We start from the raw sequence: 14,327 nt of genomic DNA, 5'->3' as shown, positions 1-14,327 counted from the left end.
ATCAGAACGCCTGCCCCAGGCTCACGTATACTTGGAAGTCGTCATCGAGCCCTTCCCGCTTATCCAGTGGCACTGCAATGTCGAAGCGCACGGGCGCGAAGGAGGTGAAATAGCGCACACCGATACCCGCCCCCCACAACAGCGAATCGAAGCGCGGTTCAGGATCCAGGTAGGCATTGCCACCATCGACGAATATCACCCCGCCCCATTTTTCAGTAAAACGCAGACGTCCTTCCAGGGATATCTCACTGAGGGCGCGACCGCCAATCGGGTCACTCAGGCGCGGTTGCTCGCCCGGCTCTTCCGGCTCGATCACCCGGCGCGGGCCCAGCGCCTGGTAACCGTAGCCGCGCACGGAGCCACCGCCGCCGGCGTAGAAGCGCTCGTCCGCCGGCACATCGGCATTGTCGGCACCGGATATCACCCCGGCCTTGAGGCGCAGCGCCAGGGTTGGCTCCCAGCGGGTATCTGCAAGCGTGTGGTAACCGGTCCCTACCACCAGGCTTTTCACAAAATTGCTGCCGCTGGTGCCGAGGTCCACATAGGGCTTCACCTCCAGCGCCGCAGTCGCACCCTTGCGCGCATCGAGCGGGCTGTCGGTCGTATCCCATTTCAGGCCCAGCGGGAAAGCCAGCAACTGGTAGTTCTCGGTGATACCGCCCTCTTCCTCGATATCACTGAATTTCAGCTCGCTGCCGACACTCGCCGTCCGATGCTCACTGAGCTTGCGGGAGATGGTTGCACCCACGGTGAACGATTCCGCCTGGTAGGCATCGCGCTCCTCATTGGAGAGTTCCACCTTGCCGGTCAGGTCCTGGTCATCGCGCAGGAAGCGTGGCACCAGCAGTCGCGCCTTCAGGCTCTGCTGCACGGGATTGGCCTTGCTCTCGATATCAATTTTCTCGCCGCGATGGAAAACATTGCGGTGCTCCCAGCCCGCCGACACACCGGCGCCCTCGCTGGAGGTGTAGCCGACACCCAGCTTGACGGTGCGATGCTTGCGCTCCTGGATCCGGAAAGTAATATCCACAACACCGCCGTAGGGCTCGGAAACCTCGCTGCCCACCCCGGCCACCAGGTTGGTACGCAGCAATCGCAACTGGGCAGCGTCCAGCCGGCTGCGCTTGAAACACTCACCGGACGTGATGCCGACTTTATCGCGCAGGTAATCGCCATCGATTGTGGTAACACCCTCGATATAGACCTGGCCCACAACAACCTCGGGACTGGGGGCCACACGGTAAACCAGTCGCGCAGCAGCCTCGCTGTGTATGACCGTGGCCTCATAACTCACATCCACATTCAACAGGCAGGCATTGTCATTGAGGTACTTCTCGATCACTGTCACGCCTTCCTTGACCTTCTCGGCGTTGAGTGGATCGCCAATCTGCAGGGGCAGCGCGCCGAGGCCACGACGCAACTGGGGCGGCATCTCCACCGAGATATCCTTGATCAGGTAGCGGGGGCCCGGCTCGACGCGATAGACAATCTTGCCGTCACTAACCGATTCGCGCACACGGCTGTCGTAGTAGCCGCGCGAGCGCAGCAGTTTCTCCAGGTTACCCCGTTCGTAGCGCGCCACATCCCGCGGGTCCTCATAGTTCTCCAGCACACTGCTGCCCTTGCGCAGGTCCTTGAGCTGGTCGCCCAGCCACTCTTCCAGGTCACGGTCACCCGCTACCCGCACCCGGAAATCGGGTAGTTGATCGAAGAAGGGAATGGCGCGCGCAGCCTGCATGGGGCCGAACAGCACTGCCGCCAGGAGAATACCGATTAGTACGCGCAAAGAACTCATCCATTATTGAATTACGGCTGTGGGGAATCGCCGCGCAGCCGATCCCGCCCGGGCGGGCGGGAAGAATGTCCATTTACCCTTCGATCCTGGTTTGCGCCGGAAGTTGCGTGTCCCGGGTCAGCGGGTGCTGCCGGCGCCGGTGCCGAGCAGCGGGTTGCAGTCGCGGATTATCACCCGGCCTTCCAGCAGGTTGCCCTTGGAATATTCGGAGAAAATACACTGGTTCGTTTGCGGATCGTAATTCTCGATCCACAGGTTGTCTTCTTTCCAGGTGGCACCGATATGGCGCTGCCCCTCAGGCACGGAAATACGCATCACCCCGCCAAACCGCTTGACGAAGACCTGTTCGAAATGGAAATAGTAAGCGAGCCAACCCACCAGAAAGATAATGACAGCAAAAATGCCCCCCACTTTCAGGCTACCCATGCGACTACCCGCCAGGAGCGAAAAAACGACAAGGGCAATCACTGCTGCCCAGTAGAGATACGTGATCATCAGTGCTCTTCCGTGAAGATTATTGGAGGTTATAAAAGCGTTTCTTGCGACTTCAGGGTAGCGCAGTTTGGCAGGAATGGTACAGCGCCAGGGGATGGGGCGACGCGGAGAAGGGACCGGGCGGCTGCCGGTTTATACCGGCCGCCGCCCTTTGCCGGAATCGATCAGTTGGATCCCAGTTCCGGCAGGTTTTTATAAAGTGCCAGGGCCTCGGGGTTGGCCAGCGCTTCCTGGTTCTTCACCGGCTTGCCGTGCACCACATTGCGTACCGCCAGTTCAACGATTTTACCGCTGATGGTACGTGGGATATCGGTGACCTGGATCACCTTGGCCGGCACATGGCGCGGCGTGGTGTTGGCGCGGATGGTGGTACGGATCTTCTGCACCAGCTCATCGTCCAGGGTGACACCGTCGCGCAGAACCACGAACAACACCACCCGAACATCATCCTGCCATTCCTGGCCGATACAGATACTGTCCAGCACCTCCTCGACTTTTTCCACCTGGCGATAGATCTCGGCGGTACCGATACGCACCCCGCCGGGGTTGAGTACCGCATCAGAGCGGCCGTAAATGATCACCCCGCCATGTCCGGTGATTTCCGCGTAATCACCATGGGCCCATACGCCAGGCCAGTTCTCGAAGTACGCGCTGTGGTACCTGGAACCATCTTCATCATTCCAGAACCCGATCGGCATACACGGAAAGGATTTCGCGCATACCAGCTCACCTTTCTCACCGACCACCGGCTCGCCGTCGTCGTTCCATACCTCCACGGCCATGCCCAGCCCACGGCACTGCAGCTCACCGGCATAGACCGGCAGGGCCGGGTTGCCCAGGGCAAAACAGGAGATGATGTCAGTGCCACCGGAGATGGAAGACAGGCACAGGTCGGCCTTGATATCCCGGTAGACATAGCGGAAACCCTCGTGGGCCAACGGTGAACCAGTCGACAGCACTGCGCGCAGGTTCTCCAGTTTATGGGTCTCGCGGGGCTTGCGGCCGGCCTTTTCCAGCGCGGCGATGTACTTGGCGCTGGTGCCGAAAACACTGATGCCTTCCTCGTCCGCCATATCCCACAGGCTCTCCGCCGCCGGGTAGAACGGGGAACCGTCGAACAGCACCAGGGTAGCACCGCAGGCGAGGCCACTCACCAGCCAGTTCCACATCATCCAACCACAGGTGGTGAAGTAGAACAGGGTATCGTCCCGGTCCAGATCACAGTGCAGGCGGTGCTCCTTGAGGTGCTGCAGCAGGGTGCCGCCGGCACCGTGCACGATGCACTTGGGCACCCCGGTGGTTCCGGAGGAATACATGATATACAGCGGGTGGTTGAACTCCGTCTGCACGAAAGTCAGCGGCTGTTCCGGGGCGCCTTTGATAAAGGCCTCCACAGTGGTACTGCCCGGCAGGTCGGCCACGGCTGCAGCCGTATCTCCGGCGGAGCGCGCCACCGGCACCACCACTATCTTCTCCAGCGAGTCGATTCGCGCGGCTATCTCGTGGATCCGCGGCAGGGAATCGATGGTCTTGCCGTTGTAGAAATAGCCCTCACAGGCAAACAGCACTTTCGGCGCCACCTGGCCAAAGCGGTCGAGCACCCCGTTGATCCCGAAATCCGGTGAACAGGAGGTCCAGATGGCACCCAGGCTGGCGGTAGCCAGCATCGCGACCACAGTATCCATGACATTGGGCATGAAACCGGCGACACGGTCGCCCTCGACGACGCCCTGTTCCGCCAGTGCCGCGGCCAGGCGCTCCACCCGGGCAAACAGTTCAGCGTAGGTGAGCTGGCGGCGGCTGCCATTTTCCAGTCGCTCCACCAGGGCCGTGCGATCGTCGCGGTAACGCAGGAGGTTCTCGGCGAAATTCAGCCGCGCGCCGGGAAACCAGCGCGCTCCTGGCATCTCGTCATTCTCCAGCACGGTGTCGCCCCGCTCGCTGGCTATGACCCCGGTCTCGTCCCACAACAGCTTCCAGAACTCCTCCCGATGATCCACCGACCACTGGTGCAGCGCGTGGTAATCCTCCAGTTTGGTGGAGAAGCGCTCGTTGACCAGCCGGCGGAACCGGTCCATCTGGGTGGCGGCTACGGCCTCCGGCGTCGGCTGCCACAGGGGCTGTGCGGTTATACTCATCTCGTCTGACCTTCTGTGTTTATTGTCTTCCGGGCCCGGAAAAATACGGGCATCACAGGCATGTCACAATCATGCCTTGGTCTTACCCTTAATAAAATTTAAAATATATTTATAATTGTTAACTTTAAGTTAAATTATGACCAGGTTACGGTTAACAGTCTAATGAGTGCCACTCTCAAGCAATTGCGCGCTTTTGTCGCGGTCGCCAGAAGCCGCAGCCTGGCCGAGGCCAGCGCCCTGCTGCATATCTCGCAACCGGCCCTGTCGGTGGCCATCCGCAACCTGGAGGAGGCAGCGGGCGGCCCATTGTTCAACCGCGACAGTCGCCAGCTGGCACTCACGCCGGAAGGGAGCGAGTTTCTCGGCCGGGCGGAACAACTCCTGAATAACTGGGACCAGTCCATGGAGGCGATCCAGCAACGCTTCAGGCTGGAACAGGGACAACTGAACCTGGCGGTGATACCCGCCTTTGCCCTTAACCGGTTGCCGGGCTTGTTGGCAGAATTCAATCGCCGGCATCCATCCATCAACATCGTGATCGAGGATATCGTAATGGAGCGGGTGCAGCGGGCTGTCCAGGAAGGCCGGGCGGAAATTGGCATTGCATTCCGCCCCGATGACCTGGCCGGACTCGAATTTCACGGATTTGCGAGAGATCGCTTTATCGCAGTAGTGCCACCGGAACACCCGCTGGCGGACCGGGACTCTGTGACCTGGCAGGCGCTCGCCGCGGAGCCGTTTATCGCCATGAACCGGGGCTCGGCAGTGAGGCGCTGGACCGATGCGGCGATGGCAGAGAGCGGCTACAGTGGCAGGTTATTATGCGAAGCCAACCAACTCAGCACTATCGGCCAGCTGGTGCGGGCCGGCATCGGCGCCAGCGTGGTCCCTGAGCTTTGCCGACCGCAGATGCGCGACTACGGCCTGCCCTGCCTCCCCCTGCAGGCACCAGTGGTTGAGCAGGAAGTCGGTGTGCTGCTGCGCAGCCGCGGTGCGCTGTCGGCACCGGCCAGTGCACTTTTGCAGCTGGTGACAGAGCCATCCGGCAGCCACTGAAGCCGCCTCCTCTTAAGCACTCAGGCCGGCCGGTCGGCGATCGTGCGGAAGTAGCGTCGCAGGTTCTGCAGCAGGTCCCACCCGGTAACCAGCGCGGCAACGATAACCACCAGCTGCCACTTGGCTGCCGGCATTTCCCATGAATTAACCCCGGCGCCTTCCCACTGCAAGCTGAATACCTGCTCCAGGCCGAACAGCTGCGCAAAGAGAAACAGCCACAACAGGTTGATGGCACTGTCCAGTGCCAGCTTGGCCCGGGTCCAGAATGGCAGGAAGAGCTTGTCCAGTGCCATCAACAGGTTCAGGGCAATAGCCATGTTCAACCACGGGAGCAGTGCGCGCAATTCGCTGGATATCGTGACCTCAATACCCCCGGGGCCGGTCACCTGAATCGCGGGAAACAGGTCGTTGAGCCAGCCCGCGAGCAGGACCATGGCCACCAGCTCCACCGCGCTGTCAAAAGCGCTGATACGCTGGCCCGCTGCGGCAATCCTGGGCAGTTTCCGGGGATCCCACTTGCCGAATGCATCGCTGAAACTGATGCTTTCACCGGCCAGGAAAAAGCCCAGTGTCACCAGTGCAAAACTGTATAGGCCTGCATCGAAACTGCCCTTCAACCACCCCAGAGCGGCGGCCAGGAACTGCGGCTGCGACTGGTTGAGCAACTCGACCAGTAGCACCGCACCGTTACCGATCAGGATCGCCAGGAAGACCCACTTCAGGACCTGCATATACAGTGGTAACAGCGCCTCACTCACCAGCGCCCTGCGCGGCTGGTAGGCCGCAGCCACTTCCATCGGATGCCCCCTGCGCTTGAGCAATTCCGACAGCTCGGACTCGGTGGGATCACGGCCCAGCGCCTCGCTTAAATCGTCGTACTGGTCCTGCAGGCCCGAATAGAGTTCGCTGCCGATATCATCCCGCAGGCCGCCCGGCAGGTAAGTCTTGACGTTATCCACATATCGCTGCAGTAGTTCCATTACCACTCCTCCCCAAGCTTATCGATAGCGTGATTAAGTTTGCGCCACTCCCCTGTCATCAGTTCCAATGCCGCCCTGCCATCTTCCGCGATGACATAAAAGCGCCGTTTGCGGCCATCGTGGACCTGCCAGGTGCTGCTGAGCAGCCCCTGTCCCTCGAGCCGCCGGAGCAGCGGGTAGAGCGTGCCCTCGTCGATTTCCAGGCCGATGGCGGCGAGACGCTTGCGTAGGGAATAGCCGTAGTGCGGCTTACCCAGGGCCCGCAGCACCGCCAGTACCAGCATCCCCCGGCGCATTTCCATCGCCAGTTTGTTGAGCCGCTCCGCATCCAGCGTCATGTCGCTCCTCCACATACTGTGTGATGCACAGCATATACTGTGTAACACACAGCGTAGGAATGCAAGCGCGAAACCCGGCCGCAGAAATTACCCAAGTTGTACCAATTGCCCGGGAGAGGATGACTCAACGGACCTGTTGCGGAGTGAGGGAGGGGAAAACCAGGGAGGAATCAAAAGCGGGAAGCCGCGGTAATAGTACCCACCGCCTGACGGGTATCACCTGCCGGGGCGCCCGTTCCCCGCGGGGGGAACGGGTGCAGGAGACTGACTCCCGGCAGGGGCGCCCTACCCGGGCGCCTTGCTTGTGGAGGATTATTTCTTGGTAGTAGCCCGTAGCATCCAGGCGGTTTTTTCGTGCACGCTCATGCGGTCGGAGACCAGCGCCATGGTGGATTCGTCATCCGCGTCCTGCGCGGCCTTCAACACTTCGCGACAGGTCTTGACCACCTGCTCGTGGCCCTGCGTGAGAATTTCCACCATTTTCTCCGCCGCGGGAATGGAATCCACTTCCTTGATGGAGCTGAGCTCGGCAAACGCCTTGTAGGTGCCAGGGGCCTCAACATCCAGGGTGCGGATACGCTCGGCGATGTCGTCGACAGCCTCGGCCAGCTCGGTGTAATGCTCCTCGAACATCAGGTGCAGTTCACGAAACAGCGGGCCGGTGACATTCCAGTGGAAATTGTGTGTCTGCAGGTAGAGCGTATAACTGTCCGCCAACAGGCGCTTCAGGCCGTGGGCGACTTTTTCACGATCCTGCTCGTTAATACCGATGTCGATCTTGGTCATAATCCACCTCTTGTTGCTGTCTTGAAAAAACTTCCCGAAAGCCGAATGACTTATCGAATTGACCCCATAGTAACGCCGCAGTCAGAAATTAAAAATTTATTTGGGGAATAGGTTCGATAAGGAAAAGCTATCTGGTGCCGGCGCGACAATATTGCAAGCTTAGCCGCGATTACAGGTTTCGCGGCCCCGCAGCGCCAGAAATCCGGCAATCCCTGCTATCAGCGCCCGGTCCCCGCCTTTGGCCGCCCGCGGGCGAGATAACCGGCATCAACGCCGAACCAGAACGCACTCTCCGCGGGGTCAAAGTACATATGCCGCACATTGCCACCGCCGGGTACCGGCGAACTGCTGAAAAATTCCTGCCGGCCAAGGTCGAACCCCAGCACCCGGTTGGGCATCACGCCGGTATCGACAACCCAGAGATGCCCCCTGTTGTCGAGGGCGGTGCCATAAGGGCGCGGGGAGTCTCCCGGCAGCCGCCACTCGGCAAACCGGTCGCTCTCAGGCTGGTAGCGGCCGAGGAAACCGCCGACATAGTCCACATACCAGATATCGCCACGCTCATCGATCTCCAGCCGGCGCGGCCGCGCGTCGGGACGCGGCAGCTCAAACTCGGTCAGCTGCATGGTATCCGGATCTACCCTGGCGAGGCGGTTGGTACCGAACAGTGCCACCCACGGGTGATCGTCACTGTCCAGTTTGATGCCGTAAGGGCGCGCACCGGCAACGCTGGGCTGCACCGACCGCACCCTGCCGCTGCCTGTATCGAGTAGCCCGATGCGGTTGCTGTGCTGTGCGGTAAACCAGATATTGCCCTCGCCATTCAATACCAGCGTGTGCGGATCGTCGACACCTTCGGGCATGGAAAAGCGCCGGATACCACCGTTCGACGGATCCAGCCGGCCAATATGGGCATTGCGGTTACCGGCGTACCAGATATGGCCTTCAGGATCGACAACCAGGTTGTGCGGGTGGGAGTTCTCCGGCACCTCGAACTGTTTGAGGTCCCCCGTTGACGGATCGAGGCGGCCAATATAATTGCCGGCCTGGCCGCAGAACCAGACCGAACCGCGGCTATCCACAAATGGGTCCCGTGGGCGACCACCCCAGGGTATTCGCCATACCCGGATTTCCAGCTGGTCCGGCAGCGAGGTATCCGTATCCTGCAATGCCTTGCCTGCCGCGTTGCCGTCCGCTCCGCTTTTATCCTCCGGGCCGTCCAGCTTTTGTGCCGCAACAGGGGTAATCCACAGGGAGAGAGTGAGAAAAGCGGTGAAGAGTAAAACAACCGGCCAGGAAATGGCGGATGGGAAAAGCCTGTGAAGTAAGGATAAATCCCGGGAAGAGGGGTTCCGGGGTTCAACAGCACGCATAGGCCGACTCCTGTCGATCAGTCCGTGTGGTAAACCACTCGCCACTGCGAATGGTTTTTATCGCCAGGCCAGCTGCTCCCGGGGCGCTTGCGATCAGTGCCCCGCACTGGTGGTGTCACGGCCCGCCTCGGCCCCTGCCGTATCATCCAGCGCGGCACCTGCCATATAGCGGATCAGGCCGGCGAATTCGGATTCAGTGCAATCGAAGCACAGCCCCCGGGGAGGCATGGCCCTGTAACCCTCCATGGCGTTGGTCACCAGCACATCCAACCCCTTTGCGGCACGGGGTTTCCAGGCCGCCACGTCGCCGGTACGGGGCGCGCCGGTGACACCGGGCCCGTGGCAACTGTGGCAACTGCGCAGGTAGGTTTCACGAATGTCCTCCGGCGCCGCCCCGCTTGCGGCCTGTATTCCCGCCGGCTGCGAGGCTGCAGCCTGCGATGAAACCGCTGGATCGTCCCCGGGGGCACAGGCGACCAGTACCAGGGTGGCTGTCAGGATGGGGAGCAATCGTTTCATTGTTGTTATTTCCGTATGCATTGTCGGCGCACAGTCCCCGGCAGGACTCCGGCTGCACGCCGGAGGGTAACCCGGGCCCGTACAGATTCCCGCACGAATCCGGACGGGTGGCTGCAAAAGTCCGCTCACTGGCCCGGGAAACATTCGGGACATTGATTATTACCCTGCAGCTGCAGCGACCGCAACTCCAGTGTCTGCGCCTCGAACAGTTGTAACCGGCCCAGGCTCGGCACCGGCAGTCCCAGCAAAAACTTGATCGCCTCGATCGCCTGCAGGCTCCCCATCACCCCCAGGGCCGGCCCCAGCACTCCCGCACTGGCACAGTTAGCCGCCTCCCGCTCCCCGCCGGGGGGGAAAAGGCAGGCATAGCAGGGGCTCAGCCCGGTGGCAAAATCAAAGCTCACCAGCTGGCCGGAAAAACCCCGCGCCGATGCCATCACCACCGGCCTGCGGGCCTCACGGCAGGCACTGTTGATGGCATAGCGGCTGTCCAGGTTATCCGTGCAGTCGAGCACCAGGTCCATTTGCGGAACCTGGTCACGCAACCAGGCGGCATCGGCCATGCGCACGTGTCCCTGCACCCGGATTTCCGGGTTCGCCGCCACCAGCTGCTGCGCCGCCACCTCCGCCTTGGGTTTGTCCCGGTGATTGGTCTTGTAGAGAATCTGTCGCTGCAGGTTGGATATTTCCAGTCGGTCGCCATCCACCAGGTGTAATTCGCCGATCCCGGCCGCCGCCAGGTAGAGCGCCGCCGGGCTGCCGAGTCCGCCCATACCGACGATCATCACCCGAGCGCGACCGAGTTTTTCCTGGCCGCCCTCGCCCACTTCGGGCAGCATGATCTGGCGACTGTAGCGCTGGTATTGCCTGTTACTGAGCATGATTCAATTCCCGCAAATGGCCCGCAGCTCGCGCACGGCCTGTCGGTAATCCGCCGCCCGGGTAATGGCGCTGACCACGGCAATACTGCCCACGCCAGTGGCCGCCACCGCCGGGGCCCGCTCGATATTGATGCCACCGATTGCCACCAGCGGGATATCTGTCACCAGTGCCGCCATCCGCGCAAGCTTGGCCACCCCCTGCAACTGGTCACTCATATCCTTGGTATCGGTGGCAAAGATGGCCCCGATGGCCAGGTAGCTGGGGCGATAGCGATAGGCGCGCAGCAATTCATAAAAACCATGGGTGCTGATGCCCAGCTTCAGCCCCGCAGCCCTGATCGCCTTCAGGTCGGCGGCCTGCAGGTCCTCCTGTCCCAGGTGTACCCCGTAGGCACCGCACTCAATGGCAAGCTGCCAGTGATCATTGATAAAGAGGCGCAGGCGATACTGCCGGCCAATAGCGACCGCCCGCTCAACCTGCCCTCGCAGGTTTGTGCCGGCCTCCTTGATCCGCAGTTGCAGGGTCTTAACCCCTTCCGCCGCCAGTTTTTCCAGCCACTCGACCGAATCGACAACCGGGTAAAGCCCCAGCGTCCCACTATCCGTGGCGGCGAAGTCGCTGGTAAAAAGGCGGCTGCCGGATGCGTCGAATGTACCATAAAGGCTGGCCGATTCTTCCTGCGGCAGCAGCACCCGGGGGAAATCCACCATTTCAACCGGCCAGCCACAATGCCCCACCGGGCCCGGGCCACTGCCCACGGTATCGCTATCCCCCAGGCGCAGGCCCCTCTGGACATAGGCCTTGGCCACCACACAGGCATCCCGCAGCGGATAACCAAGTGCGGTACAGGCGGCAATTGCGGAAGACAGGGTACAGCCGGTGCCATGGGTGTTGACCGAAGGCTGCTTATCGCCAATTAGCCAGTCACTCCGCGCCCCGTCCCAGAGCAGGTCGGCAACCTCCCCGGGCTGGATTTCCGCGTGGCCACCGGTGACCAGCACCGCGCGACAGCCACCGGCATGCAACAGGCGCGCCGCGTGCTGAATCTGCTCCGCGCTGCCCACAGGCGCACGTGCCAGCCACTCCAGTTCGTGCAGGTTCGGGGTCACCAGGTCACACAGCGGGAACAGCTCGCGCATCACCAGTTCACCGATGCCTTCCTCGGCCAGGTTGTCGCCACTGGTAGCAACAGCCACCGGGTCGTAGATTACCGGCACCGGCGTCACCGCCTTGAGACGGTGCAGGAACTCCGCCAGGGCGAGCACCTGCCCGGCATTGGCCACCAGGCCAATCTTGATCGCGTCGGGGAAAAGGTCACGCTGCAGCGCCTCCAGCTGCCCGCTCAGTACATCCAGGGGGACCGCATTGACGGCCGCAACTTCCACGGTGTTCTGTGCAGTATTGGCGGTGATGGCAGTGCAACCGTGGCAACCGAGATCGGCAAAGGTAAGCAGGTCCGCCTGGATACCGGCGCCACCGCCGGAATCGCTGCCGGCGATGGTCCAGACAATCGGTTTTGTTTGCATTTGCATAAACTATTTACAACTTGTTCCTGGCACAGGGGATTACCGCCGCTCCCGCTTTGCCGTGCTTCACATCTTATTATTCACGTCGTGTATGACCGGGTTTCGACTCAGGAATTCACCTGCCCGGCAACTCGATGCTTGCGGCGGCCGTCCAACGGTGGCACCAGCGAGCTCAGCACTGCTGGCTATCCACACGGAAATCCTCCGTCGCCGAAAGCGTTGTGCGCGGTCAATTCCGGCCCGCGGTTTCCGCCTGCTGCCAGAACGGCATATCCAGCGTCGGGGTACTGGGGCTGGCGGTCTGGCGCTGGACCATCAGGCCGGCCCGGTGTGCCGCGCGTCCACTCTCCACCGCCAGCCGGAACGCCCGGGCCATAGCGGCCGGGTCCTGTGCCCTGGCGATGGCGGTGTTCAGCAGGATGGCATCGAAACCCATTTCCATGGCTTCTGCTGCCTGGGAGGGCGCTCCTATGCCCGCATCAATAATCAGCGGGATATCCGGCAGACGGTCGCGCAATGTCTGCAGGTTGTATTTATTCATCAGGCCCAGCCCGGTCCCAATCGGCGCGCCCCAGGGCATCAGCACCTCACAGCCCACGTCCAGCAGCTTGCGGCAAACCAGCAGGTCGTCAGTGCAGTAAGGCAATACCCTGAAGCCGCGCTGCACCAGTTCCCTTGCCGCTTCCACCAGGCCGTACGGATCGGGCTGCAGGTTGTAATCATCCCCCACCACCTCGAGCTTCAGCCAGTCGGTACGGAAGATTTCCCGCGACATTTCCGCCAGGGCGATTGCCTCCGCGGGTGACTTGCAACCGGCGGTGTTGGGTAATAACGAGCAACCGGACTCCTGGATATAATCCCACAGCATCTTGCCCTGCTGCTGGGCCGGGTTCTGCCGGCGCAGCGACAGGGTGATGATCTCGGCTCCCGCCTCAACCACGGACTGGCGCATGATTGCCGGCGACGGGTACATGGCCGTGCCCACCAGCAGGCGTGAGGAAAAAGATTTGCCGTACAGTGCCAGCTCATCGCTCATATCAGCCTCCGACCACCGGCGCCACTACATCCAGTGCATCGCCGTCATTGAGTATTGTTTCCGCATAGCGGCCCCGCGGCACAAAATTACCGTTGAGGGCCACGGCAAAGGTATCGCCCTCATAGCCCAGCCACAGTAGGAAATGGTCGAGGTTCCTCTCTTCCGGGAGCGGCTGTGTTTCCCCGTTGACCTGGATTTTTATCGGCTTGCTCATGGGATTCGCATTTCACCTCGCTTTATAGCTGCCTGTTCAGCAGTAAGTTATTGCTGTATATCCGGGGCGGTGGATAGCTGCATCCCGGCCGTCCTTCATGCCAACTGCTGCACCTGCCCTATCGCCAACTGCTCCACCCGTTCGGCCAGTGCCGGCGCCAGCAGGTAGCCATGCCGGTACAATCCATTGACACTGACCAGCCCCGGCTCCCCCTCCACCACGGGCAGGTTATCCATAGTGGCCGGACGGCAGTTGACGCGGGTCTCGATAATCCGCGCCTCGGCAAATGCCGGGTTCAGGGAGTACAGGGCCGAGGATAATTCCATGCAGGAACGCAGGCTGGTCGGCGACATATCCTCGCTCTCGATTTCAGTGGCGCCAATCACCGTCTGGCCGTTTTCTCTTGGTACCGCGTATAACTGGTAGCGGGGATGCAGCAGGCGCACCGGGCGCCGCAACTGCACCTCGGGCGTTTCCACCACCAGTACCTCGCCGCGCACGCCGCGCAGGCCCGGCACCCGATCCCTCGCACCAAGCCCACGGCAGTCCACCACCAACTCAAACTCCTGCCGGCGACCGCCCTCGAAAATTGTGAACGGCTCGCAGTCCACCGGGCATTCCTCGCGCAGGGAAACCCGCTGCCGACGGAGTACCTCCAGCAGGGCCGGCAACAGGCGCCGGTTGTCGATATCGCCCTCCGGGGCCAGGAACAACCCCCGCTCAAAGCCGGCCAGCGCCGGCTCCAGCTCCCACAGCTCAGTGGCGGCAACGGCCCGCAGCTGCCCCACCTCCCCGGCCTCGAGCTTGCCCTGTAGTTCGCGCTGGAATTGCAGCAACTCGCTGCGGTCACGGCCGTGTGCCACCAGCACACTACCGGCCTGGCGAAACCCCACCGGGGAACCGCAGAGGAGCTGCAGGCACCCGCTCCATTCCCGCCATAGCACCAGGCTGCGTAGGCCCAGCTCGTATACCGAGCGTTCGCTGTGCACCAGTTCTGAAAGCGGTGAAATCATTCCCGCAGCGGTCCAGCAGGCACCACTCGGGCGCGCCAGGCTGCCCGCCTCGAACAGGGTGATATCCAGCCCGCGCAATGCCAGGCGCCAGGCCAGCAGGCGCCCCATCAGGCCGCCGCCGGCGATGGCGACGCGGGGACATTGGTTGGAGACAGTCAGGGTCATCGGTTTTCCTG

General features: G+C 61.8%; 14 protein-coding genes. 1 reads left to right on the top strand and 13 read right to left on the bottom strand.

Translation table 11 applies throughout. From position 1 onward, the window contains the following. Position 1: 1 nt before the first annotated feature. The 3 genes from ACH6CX_RS05060 to ACH6CX_RS05050 all read right to left on the bottom strand — a co-directional run bounded on the left by ACH6CX_RS05060 (position 2) and on the right by ACH6CX_RS05050 (position 4,428). Positions 2 to 1,795: an autotransporter assembly complex family protein gene (locus ACH6CX_RS05060; RefSeq protein WP_370636696.1), complete on the bottom strand. Its 1,794-nt coding sequence runs from the start codon at positions 1,793 to 1,795 to the stop codon at positions 2 to 4. A gap of 117 nt (positions 1,796 to 1,912) precedes the next feature. Then, positions 1,913 to 2,290: a hypothetical protein gene (locus ACH6CX_RS05055; RefSeq protein ID WP_232941644.1), complete on the bottom strand. Its 378-nt coding sequence runs from the start codon at positions 2,288 to 2,290 to the stop codon at positions 1,913 to 1,915. Between the two features lie 164 nt (positions 2,291 to 2,454). Further along, positions 2,455 to 4,428, bottom strand: coding sequence for an acetoacetate--CoA ligase (locus ACH6CX_RS05050; protein ID WP_255774687.1), 1,974 nt, complete (start codon positions 4,426 to 4,428; stop codon positions 2,455 to 2,457). A gap of 162 nt (positions 4,429 to 4,590) precedes the next feature. On the opposite strand from ACH6CX_RS05050, the gene ACH6CX_RS05045 reads away from it, so the two are divergent. Further along, entirely contained in the window at positions 4,591 to 5,484 is an 894-nt protein-coding gene (locus ACH6CX_RS05045) for a LysR family transcriptional regulator (RefSeq protein ID WP_232941643.1), read from the top strand. Between the two features lie 20 nt (positions 5,485 to 5,504). On the opposite strand, the gene ACH6CX_RS05040 is transcribed toward ACH6CX_RS05045, so the two are convergent. From ACH6CX_RS05040 to thiO, 10 genes are all read right to left on the bottom strand, one after another. Next, positions 5,505 to 6,464: a hypothetical protein gene (locus ACH6CX_RS05040; RefSeq protein WP_237063795.1), complete on the bottom strand. Its 960-nt coding sequence runs from the start codon at positions 6,462 to 6,464 to the stop codon at positions 5,505 to 5,507. After that, positions 6,464 to 6,802, bottom strand: a complete 339-nt coding sequence (locus tag ACH6CX_RS05035) for a PadR family transcriptional regulator (RefSeq protein WP_232941641.1) — start codon at positions 6,800 to 6,802, stop codon at positions 6,464 to 6,466. Before ACH6CX_RS05035 ends, ACH6CX_RS05040 begins: the two co-directional genes overlap by 1 nt. A gap of 312 nt (positions 6,803 to 7,114) precedes the next feature. Then, the gene (locus tag ACH6CX_RS05030) at positions 7,115 to 7,588 is read right to left on the bottom strand and encodes a Dps family protein (protein WP_232941640.1); all 474 of its coding nucleotides are present in this window, start codon (positions 7,586 to 7,588) and stop codon (positions 7,115 to 7,117) included. Positions 7,589 to 7,806: 218 nt separating this feature from the next. Next, positions 7,807 to 8,757 (bottom strand): lyase, encoded by a 951-nt coding sequence (locus ACH6CX_RS05025; RefSeq protein WP_237063796.1) that lies wholly within the window; start codon positions 8,755 to 8,757, stop codon positions 7,807 to 7,809. A gap of 297 nt (positions 8,758 to 9,054) precedes the next feature. After that, positions 9,055 to 9,480, bottom strand: a complete 426-nt coding sequence (locus ACH6CX_RS05020) for a cytochrome c5 family protein (protein WP_232941638.1) — start codon at positions 9,478 to 9,480, stop codon at positions 9,055 to 9,057. A 125-nt stretch (positions 9,481 to 9,605) separates the two neighbouring features. Continuing rightward, positions 9,606 to 10,361: a HesA/MoeB/ThiF family protein gene (locus ACH6CX_RS05015; protein ID WP_232941637.1), complete on the bottom strand. Its 756-nt coding sequence runs from the start codon at positions 10,359 to 10,361 to the stop codon at positions 9,606 to 9,608. A gap of 3 nt (positions 10,362 to 10,364) precedes the next feature. Then, a complete protein-coding gene (gene thiE / locus ACH6CX_RS05010) occupies positions 10,365 to 11,888 on the bottom strand; it encodes a thiamine phosphate synthase (protein WP_396675032.1) in 1,524 nt (507 codons plus the stop codon). Between the two features lie 229 nt (positions 11,889 to 12,117). After that, complete coding sequence (locus tag ACH6CX_RS05005) at positions 12,118 to 12,924, bottom strand: thiazole synthase (protein ID WP_232941635.1); 807 nt, start codon at positions 12,922 to 12,924, stop codon at positions 12,118 to 12,120. 1 nt (position 12,925) lies between these two features. Further along, positions 12,926 to 13,138 carry a sulfur carrier protein ThiS gene (gene thiS, locus ACH6CX_RS05000; protein WP_232941634.1) on the bottom strand — a complete coding sequence of 71 codons (213 nt, stop codon included), beginning with the start codon at positions 13,136 to 13,138 and terminating at the stop codon, positions 12,926 to 12,928. Between the two features lie 95 nt (positions 13,139 to 13,233). Then, positions 13,234 to 14,316 (bottom strand): glycine oxidase ThiO, encoded by a 1,083-nt coding sequence (thiO, locus tag ACH6CX_RS04995; protein WP_396675029.1) that lies wholly within the window; start codon positions 14,314 to 14,316, stop codon positions 13,234 to 13,236. Positions 14,317 to 14,327: the final 11 nt, after the last annotated feature.

Source organism: Microbulbifer sp. JSM ZJ756, from assembly GCF_044383805.1.
Taxonomy (GTDB): domain Bacteria; phylum Pseudomonadota; class Gammaproteobacteria; order Pseudomonadales; family Cellvibrionaceae; genus Microbulbifer; species Microbulbifer zhoushanensis.
The sequence above is the reverse complement of the archived record's forward strand: the minus strand, read 5'-3'. Positions and strand labels throughout refer to the sequence as shown.